18 protein-coding genes are annotated in these 19,588 nt (G+C 44.6%); 13 read left to right on the top strand and 5 right to left on the bottom strand.

Annotated elements, in window-relative coordinates; genetic code table 11:
- Positions 1 to 12 precede the first annotated feature (12 nt).
- The gene (locus L6471_RS02400) at positions 13 to 159 is read left to right on the top strand and encodes a hypothetical protein (protein ID WP_237796726.1); all 147 of its coding nucleotides are present in this window, start codon (positions 13 to 15) and stop codon (positions 157 to 159) included.
- 1,543 nt (positions 160 to 1,702) lie between these two features.
- Here L6471_RS02400 and L6471_RS02405 read toward each other — a convergent pair.
- Both L6471_RS02405 and L6471_RS02410 read right to left on the bottom strand, forming a co-directional pair.
- Positions 1,703 to 1,903: a hypothetical protein gene (locus L6471_RS02405; protein WP_237796727.1), complete on the bottom strand. Its 201-nt coding sequence runs from the start codon at positions 1,901 to 1,903 to the stop codon at positions 1,703 to 1,705.
- Between the two features lie 854 nt (positions 1,904 to 2,757).
- Positions 2,758 to 3,207: a GatB/YqeY domain-containing protein gene (locus tag L6471_RS02410; protein WP_006283280.1), complete on the bottom strand. Its 450-nt coding sequence runs from the start codon at positions 3,205 to 3,207 to the stop codon at positions 2,758 to 2,760.
- A gap of 518 nt (positions 3,208 to 3,725) precedes the next feature.
- On the opposite strand from L6471_RS02410, the gene L6471_RS02415 reads away from it, so the two are divergent.
- The 11 genes from L6471_RS02415 (at position 3,726) to L6471_RS02465 (ending at position 12,167) form a co-directional block, all read left to right on the top strand.
- Positions 3,726 to 4,208, top strand: a complete 483-nt coding sequence (locus L6471_RS02415) for an RNA polymerase sigma factor (RefSeq protein ID WP_094448482.1) — start codon at positions 3,726 to 3,728, stop codon at positions 4,206 to 4,208.
- 13 nt (positions 4,209 to 4,221) lie between these two features.
- Positions 4,222 to 4,935 carry a DUF4974 domain-containing protein gene (locus L6471_RS02420; RefSeq protein ID WP_144263828.1) on the top strand — a complete coding sequence of 238 codons (714 nt, stop codon included), beginning with the start codon at positions 4,222 to 4,224 and terminating at the stop codon, positions 4,933 to 4,935.
- Positions 4,936 to 4,944: 9 nt separating this feature from the next.
- A complete protein-coding gene (locus L6471_RS02425) occupies positions 4,945 to 7,500 on the top strand; it encodes a TonB-dependent receptor domain-containing protein (RefSeq protein ID WP_237796728.1) in 2,556 nt (851 codons plus the stop codon).
- Between the two features lie 445 nt (positions 7,501 to 7,945).
- Positions 7,946 to 8,245 carry a type II toxin-antitoxin system HigB family toxin gene (locus L6471_RS02430; protein WP_237797177.1) on the top strand — a complete coding sequence of 100 codons (300 nt, stop codon included), beginning with the start codon at positions 7,946 to 7,948 and terminating at the stop codon, positions 8,243 to 8,245.
- 18 nt (positions 8,246 to 8,263) lie between these two features.
- A complete protein-coding gene (locus tag L6471_RS02435; protein ID WP_237796729.1) occupies positions 8,264 to 8,626 on the top strand; it encodes a helix-turn-helix domain-containing protein in 363 nt (120 codons plus the stop codon).
- A gap of 612 nt (positions 8,627 to 9,238) precedes the next feature.
- Positions 9,239 to 9,847 (top strand): hypothetical protein, encoded by a 609-nt coding sequence (locus tag L6471_RS02440; RefSeq protein ID WP_237796730.1) that lies wholly within the window; start codon positions 9,239 to 9,241, stop codon positions 9,845 to 9,847.
- Positions 9,848 to 9,859: 12 nt separating this feature from the next.
- A complete protein-coding gene (locus tag L6471_RS02445) occupies positions 9,860 to 10,144 on the top strand; it encodes a winged helix-turn-helix domain-containing protein (protein ID WP_006283278.1) in 285 nt (94 codons plus the stop codon).
- Positions 10,141 to 10,569: a hypothetical protein gene (locus L6471_RS02450; RefSeq protein ID WP_237796731.1), complete on the top strand. Its 429-nt coding sequence runs from the start codon at positions 10,141 to 10,143 to the stop codon at positions 10,567 to 10,569. The genes L6471_RS02445 and L6471_RS02450 overlap by 4 nt, the downstream gene beginning before the upstream one ends.
- A gap of 477 nt (positions 10,570 to 11,046) precedes the next feature.
- Complete coding sequence (locus tag L6471_RS02455) at positions 11,047 to 11,604, top strand: hypothetical protein (RefSeq protein WP_074550516.1); 558 nt, start codon at positions 11,047 to 11,049, stop codon at positions 11,602 to 11,604.
- Positions 11,601 to 11,909, top strand: a complete 309-nt coding sequence (locus L6471_RS02460) for a helix-turn-helix domain-containing protein (protein ID WP_237796732.1) — start codon at positions 11,601 to 11,603, stop codon at positions 11,907 to 11,909. The genes L6471_RS02455 and L6471_RS02460 overlap by 4 nt, the downstream gene beginning before the upstream one ends.
- Positions 11,910 to 11,921: 12 nt before the next feature.
- Positions 11,922 to 12,167 (top strand): hypothetical protein, encoded by a 246-nt coding sequence (locus L6471_RS02465; RefSeq protein ID WP_237796733.1) that lies wholly within the window; start codon positions 11,922 to 11,924, stop codon positions 12,165 to 12,167.
- A 204-nt stretch (positions 12,168 to 12,371) separates the two neighbouring features.
- On the opposite strand, the gene L6471_RS02470 is transcribed toward L6471_RS02465, so the two are convergent.
- Entirely contained in the window at positions 12,372 to 13,757 is a 1,386-nt protein-coding gene (locus L6471_RS02470) for a rhamnogalacturonidase (RefSeq protein WP_237796734.1), read from the bottom strand.
- 1,183 nt (positions 13,758 to 14,940) lie between these two features.
- Between L6471_RS02470 and L6471_RS02475 the strand changes: the two genes are divergently transcribed.
- On the top strand, positions 14,941 to 16,332 hold the full coding sequence (locus tag L6471_RS02475; RefSeq protein ID WP_237796735.1) for a glycoside hydrolase family 28 protein: 1,392 nt from the start codon (positions 14,941 to 14,943) through the stop codon (positions 16,330 to 16,332).
- A 28-nt stretch (positions 16,333 to 16,360) separates the two neighbouring features.
- Here L6471_RS02475 and L6471_RS02480 read toward each other — a convergent pair whose 3' ends face one another.
- Both L6471_RS02480 and L6471_RS02485 read right to left on the bottom strand, forming a co-directional pair.
- Positions 16,361 to 16,819: a DUF4890 domain-containing protein gene (locus tag L6471_RS02480; RefSeq protein ID WP_237796736.1), complete on the bottom strand. Its 459-nt coding sequence runs from the start codon at positions 16,817 to 16,819 to the stop codon at positions 16,361 to 16,363.
- Positions 16,820 to 18,035: 1,216 nt separating this feature from the next.
- Positions 18,036 to 19,568 (bottom strand): fimbrillin family protein, encoded by a 1,533-nt coding sequence (locus tag L6471_RS02485; RefSeq protein WP_237796737.1) that lies wholly within the window; start codon positions 19,566 to 19,568, stop codon positions 18,036 to 18,038.
- Between the last annotated feature and the right edge of the window lie 20 nt (positions 19,569 to 19,588).

A 19,588-nucleotide genomic window follows, 5' to 3' on the forward strand; every position in this document is an offset into this window, starting at 1 on the left:
ATAAAGCCTTCCATGAAGGCAATTAAGTTACAACACTCGACACAGCTTCTGGCTGGAAGTGGTAATCTGAGAGGTCTGCAATCAAGTGGCTGGGAAGATGTAGAAGATGAACTCGATCTTAGCGATCAAGGTGGTGGTAGCAGCATTTGGGACAGATAAGAACCTGATTGTAATTAAATGAAGAAGTAGCGATGTTCAACTATTGGACATCGCTACTTTTCATTGAATTATAATTATTCAAAACAACGATAAAAATTTCTCGCAAAGAACGCTAAGACGCAAAGTCTGTAAGAGTATGAAGTCTATAAAAAATAGATCCGTATGTATCCAGAAAAAAGAGATACTCTTAAACTCTTCGCGCTCTAAAAAAAACTTTGCGTCTTTGCGTTCTTTGCGTGAGATTTGATACTCTTAAACTCTTCGCGTTGCTTACTGATCAAACACTGTTTGATGACCTCTTTACTGATACTCTTATAAACTATACTTAATAAGAATTGTGCTATTTTATAAAGTTTGGTTTACAAAACTAGCTATTTTTCTTAAAACAGAATTAATAAACTCGGATTTTTTGCAATATTTTCACTCTTTTTTTCACAAACTAGTCTCTTGGATAAAAAATTCTCGCAAAGAGCGCAAAGACGCAAAGTCTGTAAGAATATGAAGCCTCTAAAAAAGAGATCCGTATGTATCCACAAAATAACAGAGATTCTTAAACTCTTCGCGCACTAAAAAAACTTTGCGGCTTTGCGTACTTTGCGTGAGATTTTACATCAACAACTCTGTAACTTACCTATTCGACGCAACTATGCCGGATAATATCTTGGATTAAAAAAAATCTCGCAAAGAGCGCTAAGACGCAAAGATATTAAGAATATAAAGTCTCTACAAAAAAGAGAGATTCTTTAACTCTTCGCACACTAAAAAAAACTTGGCGGCTTTGCGTTCTTTGCGTGAGATTTAACACATCAACTACTCTGTAACTTGCCTATTCGACGCAACTATGCCGGGAAAATATCTTGGACAAAAAAATCTCGCAAAGTACGCTAAGACGCAAAGATATTAAGAATATAAAGTCTCTACAAAAAAGAGAGATTCTTTAACTCTTCGCACACTAAAAAAAACTTGGCGGCTTTGCGTTCTTTGCGTGAGATTTGATATTCTTAAACTCTTCGCGCACTAAAAAAACTTTGCGTCTTTGCGCACTTTGCGAGAATTTTTGACATGAACGGCTCTGTAATTAGCGAATTTGTCGCAGCTGTGCTGGAAAGACTTAAATACGCGAATTTTACAGCAGTTTATATCTACTTGATTATCAGGAGGTTACACAGTATCATTTTTATCAATTGGAAAACGGGTGGCAAAACCCAAGCTCCTAGGGGTCGAAACCTTAGAGTTTACTCGATAAGACCTAAGACTTTACAAGATAAACCCTAAGCTTTTACACCCTAGGAGCTTGGGTTTTGCCGGAGGCGGGCGTAAACTGCTGTCGACAGATACCAAATGAGCTGACCAAAAGTTGAATATTTTGAGCTAGATGACGATTTTTCGCGACCCTGTTTTTTGTCAAATGATTTAACAAAATACCAGTATGGAAAATCTCATGCTAAAAATAATCTCGCAAAGAGCGCTAAGACGCAAAGTCATTAAGAATATAAAGCCTATAAAAAATAGATCCGTATGTATCTAGAAAATAATACCATTATCACAGCCAAAGTGGTTGCTGTCTCCAGTCTCTTGGAAAGCCCATCTGCTTTAGACTTACACTTGGATAAGCATCGATAAGTCTCAACAACTTCTCTTTGAATTGTCTAAGAGCGGCATTCTCGTTATTGACAATCATCCCACGCTGCTTCAGCAAAGCCAACTGTTCTGGTATGTCTATGGGCTGTTTGCTGTATCTCATAACTATTAAAATGACGAAGTCCCGCCGTGGTACGCATTGTTAAGAGGCGTGGCGGGAACTGTTGTTGCAAAGGTAAACATATATTTCCGATTATCCAAACTCTTATAGTTTAAAGTGCATTTCGAGCATCAAAAGCGACATTTCCCGACTTGTTTTGAAAATTAAATGATCACATAGGGAAAGTTGTTGCAAACATAGCGAGGGCGGCACCATCGGACTCATACTGGCAGCAGAAGGCAAAGTGGACTTCGTTGTAAGTCTGGCTGGAGGAGTGATATCTTTCGAGGAAACACTATTGGACCAATCGGATATTCCGAACGATTAGCATAATCCTTATTATTATTGCTGATTATACAAAAATGCGTAACGCAGATTTGTATAATTGGAATATTGACAGTTTATCAGAAAATATCATCTCAACTCTGCCAGTGCCGTGCAAAGAGCGCTAAGACGCAAAGTTATTAAGAATATGAAGCCTCTAAAAAATAGATATTCTTAAATTCTTTGCATCCTAAAAAACTTTGCGTCTTTGCGTTCTTTGCGTGAGATTTGATACTCTTAAACTCTTCGCGCACTAAACTTCACTTACTTTTTTTGCGTAAATACGCATTTTTTGTCAATACACACCTAACTAACTTGTGCAAATATTAGCAAAGGTTGGTTTAAACATACCCATATAAATACACCAGCGAGACAAACAATTATTGTTTATTACGCTGGTGTTTAGATGGTCTAAGCCTAATACGAGGCTCTAATACTCATCCTCGTTGAAGTTTAAAGGATGTACTGTTTCACAGCGAGTTACAGCACATTGTGCCAATATTGTGCCACTAATTTTGACATAGAATTAAAGTTTATGCCAAGAGTTTCTTCACAATCTCAGAGATGACTCGGCCATCAGCCTTTCCTGCCAACTGCTTGCTGGCTGTGCCCATTACCTTTCCCATCTCCTTCATACTTGTGGCTCCCACTTCAGCAATAATCTTCTTCACCTCTGCCTCTATCTCCTCTTGGGAAAGTTGTTTCGGCAGATAACTCTCCAATACCTCTACCTGTGCCAATTCAGCATCAGCCAAGTCCTGACGTCCTGCTTGTGTGTAGGTTGCTGCTGTCTCTTTGCCCTGCTTGGCCAGTTTTGAGATAATCTTCAATGCATCAGCATCAGCCAATGTGTCGTTAGCTCCAGGAGCCGTCTTTGCCTCAAGGAACACTTTCTTAATGTTGCGGAGCGTCTCCAGACGCACCTTGTCGCGAGCCTTCATCGCAGACTTAATGTCCTCGTTAATCTGATCAAATAATGCCATAATATCGTTATTATTATCAATCAATACGTGTTTATACTGCAAAAATAATCATTTTCCATCTGAACAACTCACACTTCTATAAAGTTTTAGTTTAATTTAGCGATTAAATTATTAATGTGCTTCGCGTATCTTATATATAATATCATAAAAGATCCTCGCCGAAAACTTTGCTCTTGACTGATTATCAGACACTTGCGCCAACCTTAACTAATTTTAGCCAAATAAACCGCACGGTCTGAGGCGGTCAAAGGCGATTCACAGGCGGGTTGGACAAACTTATTCTTTCGGGTACAAAGTTACAAAACTTTAGTGAATAATCGGTTCTTTGGCGGTTTTTCAACAGGAAGAGGGTTAGACAGCAGGAATTTCAGTACCTTTGCACCCAAATTTTACAATTAATCAAGAAAACATGAAGAAAAAATGAAAATAGTTGGCATTTCCGTAAAAAAATGATGGGTCTGAAGTGTCTTATATATAGACATGCCTCAAAAATGGGGCACGAATATGAATAGACTGATATGATTGATAAGAGAATACTCGAACAGCTTTTCCGCCAGAACTACAGCGAGATGATTCATCTGGCCAGTGTCTTGTTGGGCGATGACGAAGAGGCTGAGGACGTGGTGCAGGATGTCTTCTTGCGTGTGGCAGACAGCGACATTCCACCTAAGAATGACTATTATCTGCTGACTGCCGTGCGCAACGCCTGCCTGAACAGAATCAGACAGATGCATCTTCACGACAAAGTGAAGAGATTGATGCCCTTAGAAGACGATTCCGCCCTGCAACCCATTGACAAACGGATGGAACGGCTCGACGATATTGCCACTTACGTGGACGAGCAACTGGAGGAACCGCACCGCAGCATCTTCCACCTCCGCTTCGACGATGACCTGACCATCAGCGAGATTGCTCGTCGGCTGGGTCTGAATTCGAATACTACCTACAAGTATCTCATGCAGAGCATTCAGCAAATCAGACATCACTTCGGTAAACATTAAAATGACAACAACAATGGAAACGACGAAAGAGAGAGAGCAGAACCAAGCTCGCTTGAGTTCTGCCGAGCGAGAAGGAGCTCGACAAAGTCAAACGACCAACGAAAACATCCGCCAACTGTTGGAAATGCTCGACAATCCCGATGCATATACCGAGCAGCAGATTCAAAACATCATCAACCATGATGAAGATACTCGTGAAACCTATCGTCTCATGGTAGAGGCCAAGCGCAGTAGTCGCCATCGTCAGAACAAAAAGCCTGTCGATGTAGATGCTGCATGGCAGAGATTCAATCAAAAGTTTCAGCCTAAGCAGTCAATCAGCAATTGGATGAAGATAGCTGCATCTTTCATTGGTGTGCTACTTGTTTCTGGCATAGCCTTCGCCGCTATCCACATCGTCCGACAGTACCAGAAGCAGGAAACTCCACAAACTGAGATTGCGGAAAATGTGACACCCCCCGTCACAACACTCCCTGCCGATACGCTTACCAAAGATACCGTCACAGTGCAACCTGTCATCTACGACAATATTCCATTAGAGAAGATGCTGCCAGAGATAGCCGCTCACTACGATGTGAAAGTCGTATTTGCTAACGATGAAGCCCGTGGACTCCGTTTCCACTTTGTATGGAACCCACAGAAGGGCATTGATCAGATCATCAGTGACCTAAACCAGTTCGAGCGTCTGAATGTCACATTAAAGGATAACCAAATCACTGTAGAATAGTAAGCCGCCATGAACAGATATATTACTCTCATTCTTGCCCTGCTGCTGACAGTCAGCATGCAGGCTCAGAAACGCATCTCACGTAAATATAATAATGTGTCGCTCTCCGATGCTTTGAACCAACTCGCAGAGCAACAGACAGGCTACACCATCTACTTCCTCTACAACGAACTGGAGGACTTCCGTATCACTACAACTGTAAAGAACAAGCACCTGCCTGAAGCCATACAGCAGATGATAGGCTTTTATCCCATCCGCGTCACTACAAGCACCGATGACGATGGACGTAAGATTTTCGTGGAGTGCATACAGAAAACAGAAACCCGCTATAAGGGTTCCATTATCGACGAGACAGGTCAGCCCGTTGCATACGCCAATGTTTACCTGCTTCATCCATCTGATTCAACACTTATAAGTGGTGGCGTGAGCAATGAGGCTGGTCTCTTCGTTATCCCCTGTGAAACAAACCCAGTTCTCGCCCGAATATCCTTTGTAGGTTACAAGACGGTATATAAACTATGTCGCAACACTGAACTCGGAACAATACGCATTCAGCCTGAGACGCAAACTTTGAAAGGAGTTACTGTTAAAGGAGAAAGACCTCTTTTCCGAATGAACGATGATGCTTTTGTCACCCTTGTTGAAGGTAGTTTCCTTTCGAAAATAGGCACAGGCAACGATGTTCTTGCCCACGTTCCTGGTGTTATTCGCAATGGCAACAGCATTGAGGTCATAGGCCGTGGCACTCCGCTCATCTACATCAACGGACGGCAGATGCGCAACCAGAATGAACTCGACCAACTGAGCAGCGACCAAATCAAGGATGTGGAGGTGGTGATGATGCCTGGTGCCAAATACGACGCAACCGTCAAAGCCGTCATCCGTATCAAAACCATCCGACCCGTCGGCGAGGGTTTCAGTTTCAACAGCCGCACGGTGGCGGGCGTGAACCACTACGTCTATGGTCTGGAGGAACTGAACCTGAATTACCGCACGGGCGGACTTGACATCTTCGGTATGGCCGAATACGAGAACCGACGGGAGAAGTACCGCAACAGCACCGTCCAGGACACTTGGCTGGACAGCCACTATGAGCAGCAAAGTGCCATCGGCTACCACACGAAGTATAAGCCATTGGAGGGTAAGGTCGGCTTCAACTATATGTTAGGCGACAACAGTTCCTTGGGTGTCACGTACACGGTGTCGTCGCAAAACACCCATGAGTGCAACGAGGGCGAGACCACGCTGAGCGTGGAGAGCGCTTTGGTGGAAAGAACGGTCAGCGAGGGCAGTGAGGACGTTGACGGCACACGCCATCTGGTGAACGCCTATTACTCGGGGAACCTTGGCAAATGGAGTATGGATGCCAATGCTGATATGCTGTTGCAGCGTCTGAACACCCATGCTGTGACCAGTGAGCAGGCTTCCACCGACGGGCACCGTGACGTGACCACGGACAATGGTGTGCGTAACCGCCTCTATGCCGTCAAGGTCGTGGCAGCGCATCCATTGTGGAAGGGGGAAGTGGAACTGGGTACAGAGGGCAGCTATATTCGCCGAACTGATCTGTTCAACAACGTTGAGGGCATCATCTCCGCTGGTGACACGAAGATTGAAGAGAACAGCACGGCGGCTTTCGTCCAACTGACGCAGCGGCTGAACAAACTGACGCTCATGGCCGGATTGCGCTACGAATATCTCGACAGTCGTTACTACGAAAGCGGTGTGAAGATGGGCGACGAGAGCCGTACCTACAGCGACCTCTTCCCCTCGTTGATGCTGATGTATCCCTTGAAGAATGTGCGTGCCCGGCTCTCGTATTCGCGCAATATCAACCGCCCGGCGTTCGACCAGTTAAGCGGCAATGTTGTCTACATCAACCGCTACACCTACGAGAGCGGCAACCCCTATCTGAAGCCGTCGTACCGCGACAACCTCTCGCTGGCACTCAACTACAAGTGGCTGACGGGAATGATTGACTATGCCCGCGTTCACGACTATATCATCACCTCCTATTCATCCTATCAGGACGACCCGACCATTGCCCTGCTGCGTAAGGACAACGTCAGTGGCTTCGACAACCTCTCACTGATGGTATCGGCTGCACCAACTTTCGGCAAGTACCATCCCCAACTGATGGTGGCCACACAGATGCAGAACCTTGAAGTGCAATACCGCGGCGAGACCAAAAAGATGAACAGTCCGATGGCCATTGTCCGTTTCAACAACGCCGTCAACCTACCCTTCGACTCATGGCTCAATGCCGATTTCTCGTGGCGTTCAGCTGGCGATGCAGAGAACATGCGACTTGCCTCGTCGTGGCAGTTCGACATCAGTCTCTACAAAGCATTCTGGAACGACCGACTGAGCGTGAAACTGGCCTGCACAGACCTCTTCAGCAGCATCCGCCAGAACGTCACCATCTACAATGATGTTCGCCAGATGTATCTCCACAAACATCTCGACACCCGCAACCTCGAACTCACCGTGCGCTATAACTTCAACCCAGCCAAGAGCAAGTATCGCGGACAAGGTGCCGGTAACGATGTCAAGAGCCGCTTCTGATATGGAACTTATTCATCATTACATAGATTTGAATTAGATTCTTAAACTCTTTGCGCACTAAAAAAACTTTGCGGCTTTGCGTTCTTTGCGTGATATTTGATATTCTTAAACTCTTCACGCACGAAAATTCACTTACTTTTTTTGCGTAAATACGCATTTTTTGTCAATACACAGCTAACTAACTTGTGCAAATATTAGCAAAGGTTGGTTTCAACATACCCAAATAAAACACCAGCGAGACAAACAATTATTGTTTATCCCGCTGGTGTTTAGATGGTCTAAGCCTAATACGAGGCTCTAATATTCATCCTCATTGAAAAAGAATTTCTCGCAAAGAGCGCTAAGACGCAAAGATATTAAAGAGTATGAAACATATTCCGAAAGACAAAAATATTTCCACAAAAAGTTTTGCATTTTAAAACAATTATGTATATTTGCAGCAGATATGAGAATAGTTTCACATAGAAAACTGGTAGAATTCTACAGTTCGGAAGGACATGGAGATGCTCAATCTGCCCTCGAACGATGGTATGACATAGCTGAGCGGGCACAATGGAAAAACCTCTCGGATATAAAGGTTGAATTTCCTGCGACCGATTATGTAGGCAATCAACATTACGTGTTTAACATCAGAGGAAACAAATACCGGCTGATTGTTGTGGTAAAATTCACAATAGGACATATTTTCATACGCTTTGTGGGTACGCATAGCGAATACGATAAAATTGATGCATCAACAATATAGCTATAAGGAGGAAATATAATGAGCAAAATAACAAAAGAACAATACGAATTTGCGCTGGCAAGGATTGAAGAGCTACTGCCTATGGTTGACGACAACACGCCAGCCAACGACCGTAACGCCATAGAACTGACGATGATGTCTGATGTGGTAATTGACTACGAGAAAGAGCATTTTCCCATTGCAAAACCAACTATAGCCCAGTTGATACAGCTTTCGCTCGAAGAAAAGCAAATGAACCAAAAACAGCTGGCTGCAAAAATCGGTGTCAGCACTTCACGCATCAGCGACTACATTTCAGGGCGGGCAGAACCAACACTAAAGATAGCTCGCTTGCTATGCATCACCCTGAACATATCCCCCGCAGCCATGCTGGGCTGCTAAGCCCAAAAAAATCTCTCGCAAAGAGCGCTAAGACGCAAAGATATTAAAGAATATGAAGCCTCTAAAAAATAGATTCTTAAATTCTTTGCATCCTAAAAAAACTTTGCGTCTTTGCGTACTTTGCGTGATATTTGATACTCTTAAACTCTTCGCGCTCTAAAAAAACTTGGCGCCTTTGCGTACTTTGCGTGATATTTGATACTCTTAAACTCTTCGCGCTCTAAAAAAAACTTTGCGTCTTTGCGTTCTTTGCGTGATATTTAGTACATCTACAACTCTGTAACTTATTTATTCGACATAGCTATGCTGGAAAAAGTATCTTGGACAAACATATCTCGCAATTTCTTTCACTACATAAAGAATTCGAATATATCAAAATCACCCTATTACATCTACACTATCTCTTAATAAATATTAAATATCAGCTTCTAAAGCAAAATATTTACGATATAATCTAGTTTATATTATAAACTTCTCTATATTTGCACTGTGAACCGGACACGATTGGACTTTGATGTGCTTTCTGCAGGAGCACGGATAAGGCCAGAGAGTAGTAAACCAAAAGTAGAACATCATTAAAAAAATGAAAAAACAATGGAAGAAAAGTATAATATGACTGCCGAGCGCAGTCTGGAGATCATTAGGGAATCTATTGAGCGAAGCCAGCGTACTATCAACAAGAACTCAGCAATACCACTCATTTGGTGGGGAATTTGCGTTGTCTTATTCTCGTTAATTATCGCTTACCTGTGGAATAATCATGGTGGTCCAGTATGGAATATGCTGTGGGCTGTATTGTGGCTGATAGGATATGCAGGCAACTGGCTCATTGACAAGCGAAGAGAGCGCGTACCGACAACCTTTGTAGGGAAGACCATCGGACATGTATGGGCAACATTTGGTGTGTTTTGCTGTGGCGTAGGCATGATATTCGGTTTTATCGGTAGCGGAATGCTACCTATGGAACTAATTATGCCCAAGGTGTATATCTTCGGCTGCATCACCAGCGTTATCTCGCTCTGTTTTGGAATGGGCACAACCATCACGGGTCTCGTCATCCGAAACCGCGTCATTCAGGTGTGCGGTCTTGTAGCGGGCATCGGAGGATTTTTTGGTGCATTGCATTTTCCTGGCCATACGCAACTCTATGTGATGGCTGTCGTGGCCTTGATTGGTCTAATCGTGCCAGGTGTAACCATTCTCTTGCAAAACCAGAAATAAGGAGGTGCCAATATGTTCAAACCGTTAGACCCACTACTCCACTCCGAACTGCGACTGGCCGTCATGTCACTGCTTATCAGTGCCGAAGAAGCTGAGTTTCCCTACATCAAAGAACAGACGGGAGCTACAGCGGGCAATCTGAGTGTGCAGATAGACAAGCTCTCGGCAGCGGGATACATTGAGGTGGAGAAGACTTTCAAAGGCAAGAAGCCATGTACCCTCTGCCGCATCACTCCAGCTGGTCTGAAAGCTTTTGAGGAGTATGTTGAATCGTTAAAGAGTTATCTGAAATTATGAAAAAACTGTTTTTATTATTTATACTTTGTATCACCACTATCGCTACCAAAGCACAAAGTGGCGATGCAAAAGGTGAATGGTCAGGACAGCTGAATGTATTTGGCCAGAAACTAACACTCGTGTTCCATCTAAACGATGAAAACTGTACATTAGACTCACCAGACCAAGGCATCAAGGGCGTTCCTGCTAAATTGGAACGCACAGAGACAGATATCAAAGTTTCCGTTTCCTCAATCAATGCCAGCTACGAAGGTATAAATAAAGTTGACTCCATCACAGGAATATTTAAACAGCGTGGGATGTCATTTCCACTGACCCTAAAAACTGGAACGATGAAACGCAAGCGTCCACAAACGCCAGTAGCCCCCTTTCCCTACCAGACACAGGAGGTGAGTTTCAATAATGGCGATGTCATTGCAATATGATGGCGAAGCAACTTTTCGCCGATTGTTCATGTTCCGTAACCTCAAAATGTTGAGTGATGGCACACTATTTTTTCTTCCCTACTTTCGTCCTTCATGGGGTAAGTTCCATGATTGAAGAAAGGGAAAGAAGAAAGATGGGCTTGAAAACGTGTTCAAAGGGGTTGTTCATCGACCTTGCATGAATCGACTATAGCCTAAAGTGTTGATTATAAGTAGGTATTTTATATTTCGTAGGGCAAGTTGTTCCCAGTTTGAGCCAAGATAGCATCTTTTTTCTCGTTGTAAGAGATAAAAGTAACTTGGTCTTTCGTCAATTATGGGCTTCTACTAATGTAATTTTGCCTATTAGGGATAGCAAAATCCCATTGAAAAGTTAAATCTGTGTAAAAACAAGGCATTTAATTAAAATTTGCAACTTAAAAGTTGCGCAATTGAGAATAAAATCGTACTTTTACAGCAGTAAAGCGATAGCGATATATGGTATTTGAAAGAATCCTTGAAGGGAAAGACCACCTTTGGGCTGTACGTGACATGAGCAAGCCCAAGAATGAATTAGCGTTGTTGTTCGATTCGTGGAATGACTTCGGCTACCTTATGGACTTCTTCATGGATAATCTTGAAGATTTGAAGTCATATTTTCACATCGAACGTATCTCTGATGCCATCGATGATACGATGGATGATGCAGAGCAATTGGAGAGGCTTATTCTTAACATACCCTACACAGAGAATCTTGATGAGTTGTTCAAACCACTTGGCCAAACCGATATGACCATCAGGGAACTGACAAGGGAGAAAGCCCGTAACTGGGACAGAATGGGACATGCCAGTTGGCTGCGTGTCTATGCTATCCGTCTGGAGAAAAATGTCTTCGTTATAACAGGTGGTGCCATCAAATTGACAAGAACGATGCAGGAACGTCCCCACACTCAGGAACAGCTTGACAGGCTCAATGCCTGCCGACAGTTCCTTGTGGACAACGGCGTTTTTGATTCAGATAGTTTTATATCATTAACAGAGGAGGACGAATTATGAAGTCAAGAGCAGTACAATTTTTGGAGGCTCACCAGTCGGGCGAGCAATCCACGTTTGAGGCTGATGCTCAATGGAGGAGAGAGAACGAAGCGTGGCTTAAACGCTCTCGTAGTGTCGCTCTGGCCATCATTGACTATATGCAGGACAACGGTCTGTCACGTAACGACGTGGCTGTGCGTCTGGGGGTCAGCCCACAATATGTAAGCAAGATTTTATCGGGGAAGGTAAACTTCTCTTTCAAATCAGTTGCGGAAATAGAAGATAAGCTTGGCGTGGACTGTTTTCGTGCCGCTGCCATAGTATAAACAATTTGTAACGTGAACTTTGAACCTAACATAAACGAGAATGACATCCTGACACTTGGCGCAGAAGTGTTGGAGACATTATTGCGTGACCATACCACAGGAGCCAATATCTTCTGGGCAACGGCAGATTATGAGCATCTTGGAGAGAAATACAGCTATAAAATGCCCATTTTGCCTGAACTTGTAACAGGTGAAAATAACAAGGTTGTTATGCCCCGTGTACTGAAATCAAAAGAACAGCAGCGCATAATTAAATGATCAATACTCATCCTCGTTGAAAAAGAATTTCTCGCAAAGTACGCAAAGACGCAAAGATATTAAAGAGTTTGAAGCCTATAAAAAATTTGATTCTTAAACTCTTTGCATCCTAAAAAACTTGGCGTCTTTGCGTTCTTTGCGTGAGATTTGATATTCTTAAACGCTTCGCGCTCTAAAAAAAAGTGCCGAGCGCGGCGCTGGGGGCTATTTCTTCACGTCCTCCAGTATGATATCTGGTCGCTCATCAGGGCGCATCAGCTCAAACTCCACGTTGTGCATGTACAGTCCATCAACGTGGCGCGCAAAGAGGCCATATGCCGGTGTGGGACCTGCCCAGCGGGGCTCCGGGTAGTTAGTGCCCTGCTCGCGGTACGGCTTGTCCACCTTCTTGCCCCCGCCGCAATACTGTATGCGTATGTTGCTCAGTGAGACATTGCGTATTGGCTCACCTTCCATACCCGTGATTATAATGCCTGCTAGCGAATCGCAATCGTCAGCAATGACATTATTTATATATATGTCACGTGCGGATGAAGGTTGTGTCACCTCCTTCGGGCCGCGATTACGGCAACCCGTAGTGATGTAGATGGGGTAATGGTGCACATGGCTCAGCGAGATATTGTTGACCACGATGTTCTCCATCTTTCCCTGATCCACTTCCTCAAAGGCCAGGCCGCTGCTCCACATGCAGGTGCAGTTAGATATCGTGATGTTGCGATAGCCGCCGTTAGACTCCGTACCCAGCTTGATACGCCCGCATACCCAGTTCACCTTCTCCGGCACGTATGTGCCATCGAGGAACGTGCCGAGCTTATAACCCGTAACGATACAGTTAGTCACAAGGATATGCTCACACGCCACAGCCTTTTTCAAGGCGTATGAGCTCTTCAGCACTATAGCGTCATCGTTGGGCGTATTCACCTTCGTATTGCTCACGGTGAGATACTTGCAGCAGTCTATGTCTATGCCGTCTCGGTTAGTGTCAATGGTCACATTGTCTATCGTGCCGATCTCGCAGCCTGTGATGATGATGGCAAAGTGTCCGCCACGATAAATGGTTATGTCGCGTATGGTCACATTGCGGCACAACTTCAGCGCTATCGCCTTATCGCCGGTGCCTATGCTGCCGCCCTGCACGTTGCCGGCCTTCTCTGTGTCGCGCTTTGTCAGACCTTCACCGTCAATCATACCCCTGCCGGTAATGCTGACATTCTGCTGTCCCTCAGCCCATATCAGGGAGTTGTGAAAATAGGTATGGCCACCGTCTTGATACTCCGGAAACCCACCGAATGACTCGCTCTCATCGTAGGCCTTCATGCTGGCAGGCGCAGCCAGAATCTTAGCTCCAGCCATCAGGTGCAGGTCTATGTTACTCTTCAGTCGGATACTGCCGCACAGGTAAGTACCGGCAGGCACCACCACCTGTCCGCCACCCTCAGACGTAGCGGTCTCAATAGCTTTGTTGATAGCCACATGGTCCAGCGTCTTGCCATCGCCCTTGGCCCCAAAATCCTTCACGTCGTAAACCCTTGCCTGGCAAACCAATGCCACCAAAGCCAGCAATACGCTGCACAACATCCTTCGTGTCATAATATGTATTCTTTTAGATTAGTTATTCAAGTTTCGCCTGCAAATATTTCAATGGCATGGTAAAGGTAAAAATAAAATCTGGGAAAATCACTCCTTTTAAAAAAAACTTTGCGCCTTTGCGCTCTTTGCGTGATATTTAATACATCTACAACTCTGTAGCTTGCTTATTGCTGGAAAAAGTATCTTGGATAAAAGAAATTCTCGCAAAGAGCGCAAAGACGCAAAGATATTAAAAAGATATTAAAGAGTATAAGCCTATAAGAAAGAGATTCTTCTGTCTTCAGAAAACAAAAGATACTCTAAAACTCTTCGCGCACTAAAAAACTTTGCGCCTTTGCGTTCTTTGCGTGAGATTTAATACATCTACAGCTCTGTAGCTTGCTTATTGCTGGAAAAAGTATCTTGGATAAAAAAATTCTCGCAAAGTACGCAAAGACGCAAAGATATTAAAGAGTTTGAAGCCTATAAAAAATTAGATTCTTAAACTCTTCGCATCCCCCAAAAAACTTGGCGACTTTGCGTTCTTTGCGTGATATTTAGTACTCTTAAACTCTTCGCGCACTAAAAAAAACTTGGCTTCTTTGCGTTCTTTGCGTGAGATTTGATATTCTTAAACTCTTTGCATCCTAAAAAACTTTGCGTCTTTGCGTTCTTTGCGTGAGATTTGATACTCTTAAACTCTTTGCATCCCTAAAAAAACTTGGCGCCTTTGCGTTCTTTGCGTGAGATTTGATACTCTTAAACTCTTTGCATCCTAAAAAAAAACTTTGCGTCTTTGCGTTCTTTGCGTGAGATTTGATACTCTTTAACTCTTCGCACACTAAAAAAAACTTGGAGTCTTTGCGTTCTTTGCGTGAGATTTAGTACTCTAAAACTCTTTGCATCCCCAAAAAACTTTGCGTCTTTGCGTACTTTGCGAGAGATTTGATATTCTAAAACTCTTTGCGCTCTAAAAAAAACTTGGCGACTTTGCGTTCTTTGCGTGAGATTTTACATCAACTACTCTGTAACTTGCTTATTCGACATAGCTATGCGGGAAAAAGTATCTTGGCATCCCTGGCGAAAACAGAGTGTAATATAAATAATTAAATATATAAATACACAAAGCAAACAAAAACATTCATCATTCGACCAATATCCAATAGATTTGAGGACAAAAACGCAAGAGAATCGTCTATAAGTTATGAAAAGAAAGATTACGACAATACTCGTGTTAGCGTTAGCATTTACTACGCTGCAGTTATCAGCCAAAAGTCAGCTTAAAAATCCATTTAAGCAGATGAAGAAAGTGCTTCGCGCTATCCATGAACCAAAATTTCCGAATCGGGAATATCAGATGCTCGATTATTATAACGGTACAGATAGTCTGTATACCGCAGCAATTAACGAAGCGATTAATACCTGTTCTCAACAAGGGGGTGGTCATGTCATTATCCCTGACGGTACGTGGAAAACAGGCCCGATCAGACTGAAATCGAATGTGGATTTGCATTTGAGCGATAAGGCTCACCTCCTCTTTTCGACCGATCCCCGCATCTTCCCTACCGTACTGACCCGCGAAGAAGGTATCGACTGTTATAATATTTCACCGCTGATTTATGCGTATGGCGAAAAGAATATCGCTATCACGGGTAAAGGTATTATGGACGGACAGTCTGACGAAACCAACTGGCAAAAGAAGGAACGTCGTAATATTCAAAAAGACAGTAAAGGAAAAATCGGTGAGCGAAACCTGCTCTTAGAATATAAGGTGAACCGCACCCCGATAGAACAACGTCGGTTCGAGGGAATGATGGGTATGCGCCCTCAGTTTGTGAATACCTATAAGTGTGAAAATGTACTGATCGAAGGACTTACCTTTAATCGTTCTCCATTCTGGATACTCCATCCGCTTCTCTCCAAGAATGTAATCGTACGCGATGTCAAACTCGATAGTCACGGCCGAAATAATGATGGCTGCGATCCGGAATCGTGCGAAAATGTACTGATAGAGCGCTGCCGATTCAACACAGGCGACGATTGTATTGCGATTAAGAGTGGTAAGGATGAAGACGGTAGAGTATGGAATATACCCAGCAAGAATATCATTATTCGCAACTGCGAAATGAAGGATGGACATGCCGGTGTAGGTATCGGTAGCGAGATTACTGGCGGATGCGAAAATGTTTGGGTGGAAAACTGTAAAATGGACAGTCCGAATCTGACTCGTGTGATCCGTATCAAATCGAATCCAGAACGAGGCGGTGAAGTGAAAAATCTATATGTCAGAAATGTAGAAGTAGGTGTCTGCGACTTAGCTGTACTGGGTATCGAACAGAAATATTGGTATACTCCTACTGGTCCTTATATGCCTTATTTCCATGATTTCTATTTCGAAAATGTGAAAAGCAGTGGCAGTAAATATGCGCTTCATATCGACGGCCATGAGGGTACAGCCCAAGTGGAAAATATCTACATGAAAAATTGCAGGTTTGATAACGTATCAATGCCTGAACACAACATGATTATCGGTACCAGAAATATTTTATTAGATAACGTATATATTAATGGAGAAAAACAGCCATCGGAGCGATAACCGATGCGCTGTTTTTCCACAGGAATCATTAAGCATCGTTACGCTTATCGTGGTTTTTGCCACCACGTTTCTGATGCATTTCCTGGTAAGTCTTGTATTGACTTTCAGTAAGGATAGACTTGAGTTTCGTATCATACTCCTGACGTTTCTCTTTCATCTCCTTCATCTTAGCCTTCATCTCTTCCGTCATTTCAGGACGCTGTTGCTCAGAGTTGGATGTATTATCCATTTTAGGACGACCGCCTCTTCTACCGGGTCTACTGATTACATCCTTATACGCTTCATTCAGCGATAGAAGTTGTGCCTTCTGGTCATCCGAGAGTTTCAGCACTTCAGCCATTATCTCCGTATGCTGCTTTACAGTAAACGGTTTACGGCCTGACTTATTGTTATCTCCGTTGAAGTCGTTTTGTGCCATTGCCATCGTCATTGTAGCGAGAGCTACCATCGTTAACATCATCTTTTTCATCATCGTTTTTCCTTTCATTTTATAATTACACGTGAATATATTGTGCCGTTTCCTTGCGGCTTACAATCTATTAGACCGGAAAAAGATGAAAAAGTAAAATGGACAAAGCTGCTATTTCAGCGAAGAACCGTTTTTTTCTCAGTAAAATCCCATATTTTCTATACGAAAGGCAAGCCAATATCGGACATATAGACTTTGAAAACATTGTCCTTGGCATTGCCTTCCATCGGAAGCCCAGTGATGTCTGGATACACTTTTTCAAACGAATAATCACTATCTCAACGCACTTTTTCAAACGAATAATCACTATTTAACGCACTTTTTCAAACGAATAATCACTATCTTAACGCACTTTTTCAAACGAATAATCACTATCTCAACGCACTTTTTCAAACGAATAACCACTATTTCAACGCACTTTTTCAAACGAATAATCACTATCTTAACGCACTTTTTCAAACGAATAACTACTATCTCAACGCACTTTTTCAAACGAATAATCACTATCTCAACGCACTTTTTCAAACGAATAACTACTATCTCAACGCACTTTTTCAAACGAATGTGTCAAATCCTATGACCTTAACAGAAAAAGGTTGTCACTTTTTAGAGAGTTAAGTGAGGGATGGCTTCTTCGTGAAGACTGATGAGAAGTGGGTGAAGGTGAGGTATGACGAGATTCTGTGGGTGAGAGCCTTCGAGACGTGTTGTTGAGCGTAAGCGAAAAATGGCAGTGTCGTGTTCGTCAAGACGAAGCAACAATGATGACTTAAAGACAGAAAAAAGCCGCCCGGAAGTCCTTTTATGAGGACTCTCGGGCGGCTTTGCGCTTGCAAGTTTTTTGTCACATTGGTTCAAAGAACACTTGAGCCGAAAATCGCGATTAAGCGAGGGCAGTGAGAGCGCGCTCTCAAATTGCCGAGCGTGAGCGATTTATCCAATGCAGAGCCGAACTTGCTCGTGCTATGCTGAGGCGATGGTGTTTTTCGGGCGAAGCCCAAAGAACGCTGTTCTTGTCGCTATTCAGAAGGGATGGCGGCCGTCCGCGCCGTGGCTTTCAGGGTCACCCTCCTTGGGTTTGGTTCAGTCGGATTTGAAATCCGACTGCTGCGAGTATCAGGACTTACAGTCCGCAAAATCGCATTTCAAATGCTTATATTCACTGCGGTCGGATTCTTGCGTCCCTTCGGTAGCAAGCCAGCAGAGCTGGAGCGGCAAATCCGACCGAGCGGGATCACTGCTTCGTCAGCTGGTTGGTGATGTCAATGCCGTTCAGTGTGACAGAAATGAGACCATAGTCGTTAGGCTCTTCGTTGACATAGAGACCAGAAGTATAGGTATAGGTGTCGCTGGCGGCATTGAACGTCCACTCCATGCCTTCATACTCATAATCATAACGGCCTGCGCTGATGGTGATGTTATTGCCGCTCTTCACTACCCTGTAGACGGCTTCGTCGTCAAGACTCCAGTTGTTGCCGCCCTTGTCGGCTTCAAACGAACCATAGGATGCGTTATAGGTGCCCTGGACATAATCACCTGCGATATTACCGTCCCACTTGAAGTAGACCTGGATGACGGCTCCGTTGACGAAGGCAGCAGCCAGTGTGGAGACTTTGACTGCACAGGTGGCCGATACGCCGCTGCCGTCGTTGGCCGTGGCGGTGATGTTGGCCGTACCCTTGGCCACGCCAGTCACTTCGCCCGTCGAGGCATCAACGGTGGCGACGGAAGGGTTGTCGCTTGACCATGTCACGGTCTGGTCGGTAGCGTTGTCAGGCGTAACGCTGCTCACGCTGAGCGTTTCAGTATTACCCACGCCAAGCAGCGTCTCGGTCTTGTTGAGCGTGATGGCGGTTACGCTGGCGCTGACCTCCTGTGCCTGTCCTCCTGCGAGTATCTCGCCGGTGGCCCAGTCCTGTACGGTGACGCTTGCTACCTCAATCCTGTTCTTACCCACTACGAGGTTGAAGGTGTAGCTGTTGCCTGCCTCCAGTTCTGGGATGCCCTTCACGAGGAGGGTGTTGTATTCGCCGTCGGTCAGGCGGATGAAGCGGGCGCCGCTGTCACCATAGCCAGGCACTACGAGGGCGGTGTAGGTAGAGCCTTGACCACCGTTGCCCTGTGCGTATGGCTGGATTTCGGTGCTGCTGCCCGTGGAATTGCCGTCTTCAATGCCGCTGGCTTCGCTGTAGATGCTGACGTTGCTGACGGTCTTCTCGTCGTCATCGTACTGGCTGCCGAAGCCGCTGATGCGTACGATGACGCGGGCCATTTTGCGCTCCAGTTGCATCTGGATGTCGCTGCCGCCCTCAGGACGGGAGATGTTCTGCTGGCGCGTCATGTAGTCGGCGAGGGCTATCTTTGCCTCGCTGCTCTGGTCGGCGGGCATGGTGAAAGTGGTCATCGACGTGCCGGTGGTCACAGGATAGTAGGCCGAGAAGGTGAGCATGGGCTGTGTCCAGAGCAGGAACTTGTTGGACACTGCCTCAGTCCAAGTCTGGTTCTCGGTCGACGTGCACTGGAAGAGGACGGCCTCCTGATCGTTGGTGCTGACGCTGATTTGGTCGCCTTGGTTGAACTGGCGCTGCGTGTCGTCGGTAGCAGCGGCATTGCTACGGGTAGTACCCTGGAGCGAGCCTACAGAGAAGTTAACACTCACGGAATTATTCGGACGGGTGATGCTAACAGCCTCGTCGTCGCTCTGGCAGCTAGCGAGTACACCCATGAGGGCGAGGGCTGCCATGGAAAGATATTTTGTTGCTTTCATATTGATTGTTTCTTTATTCG

This window comes from Segatella bryantii (assembly GCF_022024215.1).
GTDB classification, from domain to species: domain Bacteria; phylum Bacteroidota; class Bacteroidia; order Bacteroidales; family Bacteroidaceae; genus Prevotella; species Prevotella bryantii.

Coding starts and splice junctions, on each gene's coding strand:
- L6471_RS02400 (WP_237796726.1), top strand. CDS start 13: ATGAAGGCAATTAAGTTACAACACTCGACACAGCTTCTGGCTGGAAGT.
- L6471_RS02405 (WP_237796727.1), bottom strand. CDS start 1,903: ATGAGATACAGCAAACAGCCCATAGACATACCAGAACAGTTGGCTTTG.
- L6471_RS02410 (WP_006283280.1), bottom strand. CDS start 3,207: ATGGCATTATTTGATCAGATTAACGAGGACATTAAGTCTGCGATGAAG.
- L6471_RS02415 (WP_094448482.1), top strand. CDS start 3,726: ATGATTGATAAGAGAATACTCGAACAGCTTTTCCGCCAGAACTACAGC.
- L6471_RS02420 (WP_144263828.1), top strand. CDS start 4,222: ATGGAAACGACGAAAGAGAGAGAGCAGAACCAAGCTCGCTTGAGTTCT.
- L6471_RS02425 (WP_237796728.1), top strand. CDS start 4,945: ATGAACAGATATATTACTCTCATTCTTGCCCTGCTGCTGACAGTCAGC.
- L6471_RS02430 (WP_237797177.1), top strand. CDS start 7,946: ATGAGAATAGTTTCACATAGAAAACTGGTAGAATTCTACAGTTCGGAA.
- L6471_RS02435 (WP_237796729.1), top strand. CDS start 8,264: ATGAGCAAAATAACAAAAGAACAATACGAATTTGCGCTGGCAAGGATT.
- L6471_RS02440 (WP_237796730.1), top strand. CDS start 9,239: ATGACTGCCGAGCGCAGTCTGGAGATCATTAGGGAATCTATTGAGCGA.
- L6471_RS02445 (WP_006283278.1), top strand. CDS start 9,860: ATGTTCAAACCGTTAGACCCACTACTCCACTCCGAACTGCGACTGGCC.
- L6471_RS02450 (WP_237796731.1), top strand. CDS start 10,141: ATGAAAAAACTGTTTTTATTATTTATACTTTGTATCACCACTATCGCT.
- L6471_RS02455 (WP_074550516.1), top strand. CDS start 11,047: ATGGTATTTGAAAGAATCCTTGAAGGGAAAGACCACCTTTGGGCTGTA.
- L6471_RS02460 (WP_237796732.1), top strand. CDS start 11,601: ATGAAGTCAAGAGCAGTACAATTTTTGGAGGCTCACCAGTCGGGCGAG.
- L6471_RS02470 (WP_237796734.1), bottom strand. CDS start 13,757: ATGACACGAAGGATGTTGTGCAGCGTATTGCTGGCTTTGGTGGCATTG.
- L6471_RS02475 (WP_237796735.1), top strand. CDS start 14,941: ATGAAAAGAAAGATTACGACAATACTCGTGTTAGCGTTAGCATTTACT.
- L6471_RS02480 (WP_237796736.1), bottom strand. CDS start 16,819: ATGAAAGGAAAAACGATGATGAAAAAGATGATGTTAACGATGGTAGCT.
- L6471_RS02485 (WP_237796737.1), bottom strand. CDS start 19,568: ATGAAAGCAACAAAATATCTTTCCATGGCAGCCCTCGCCCTCATGGGT.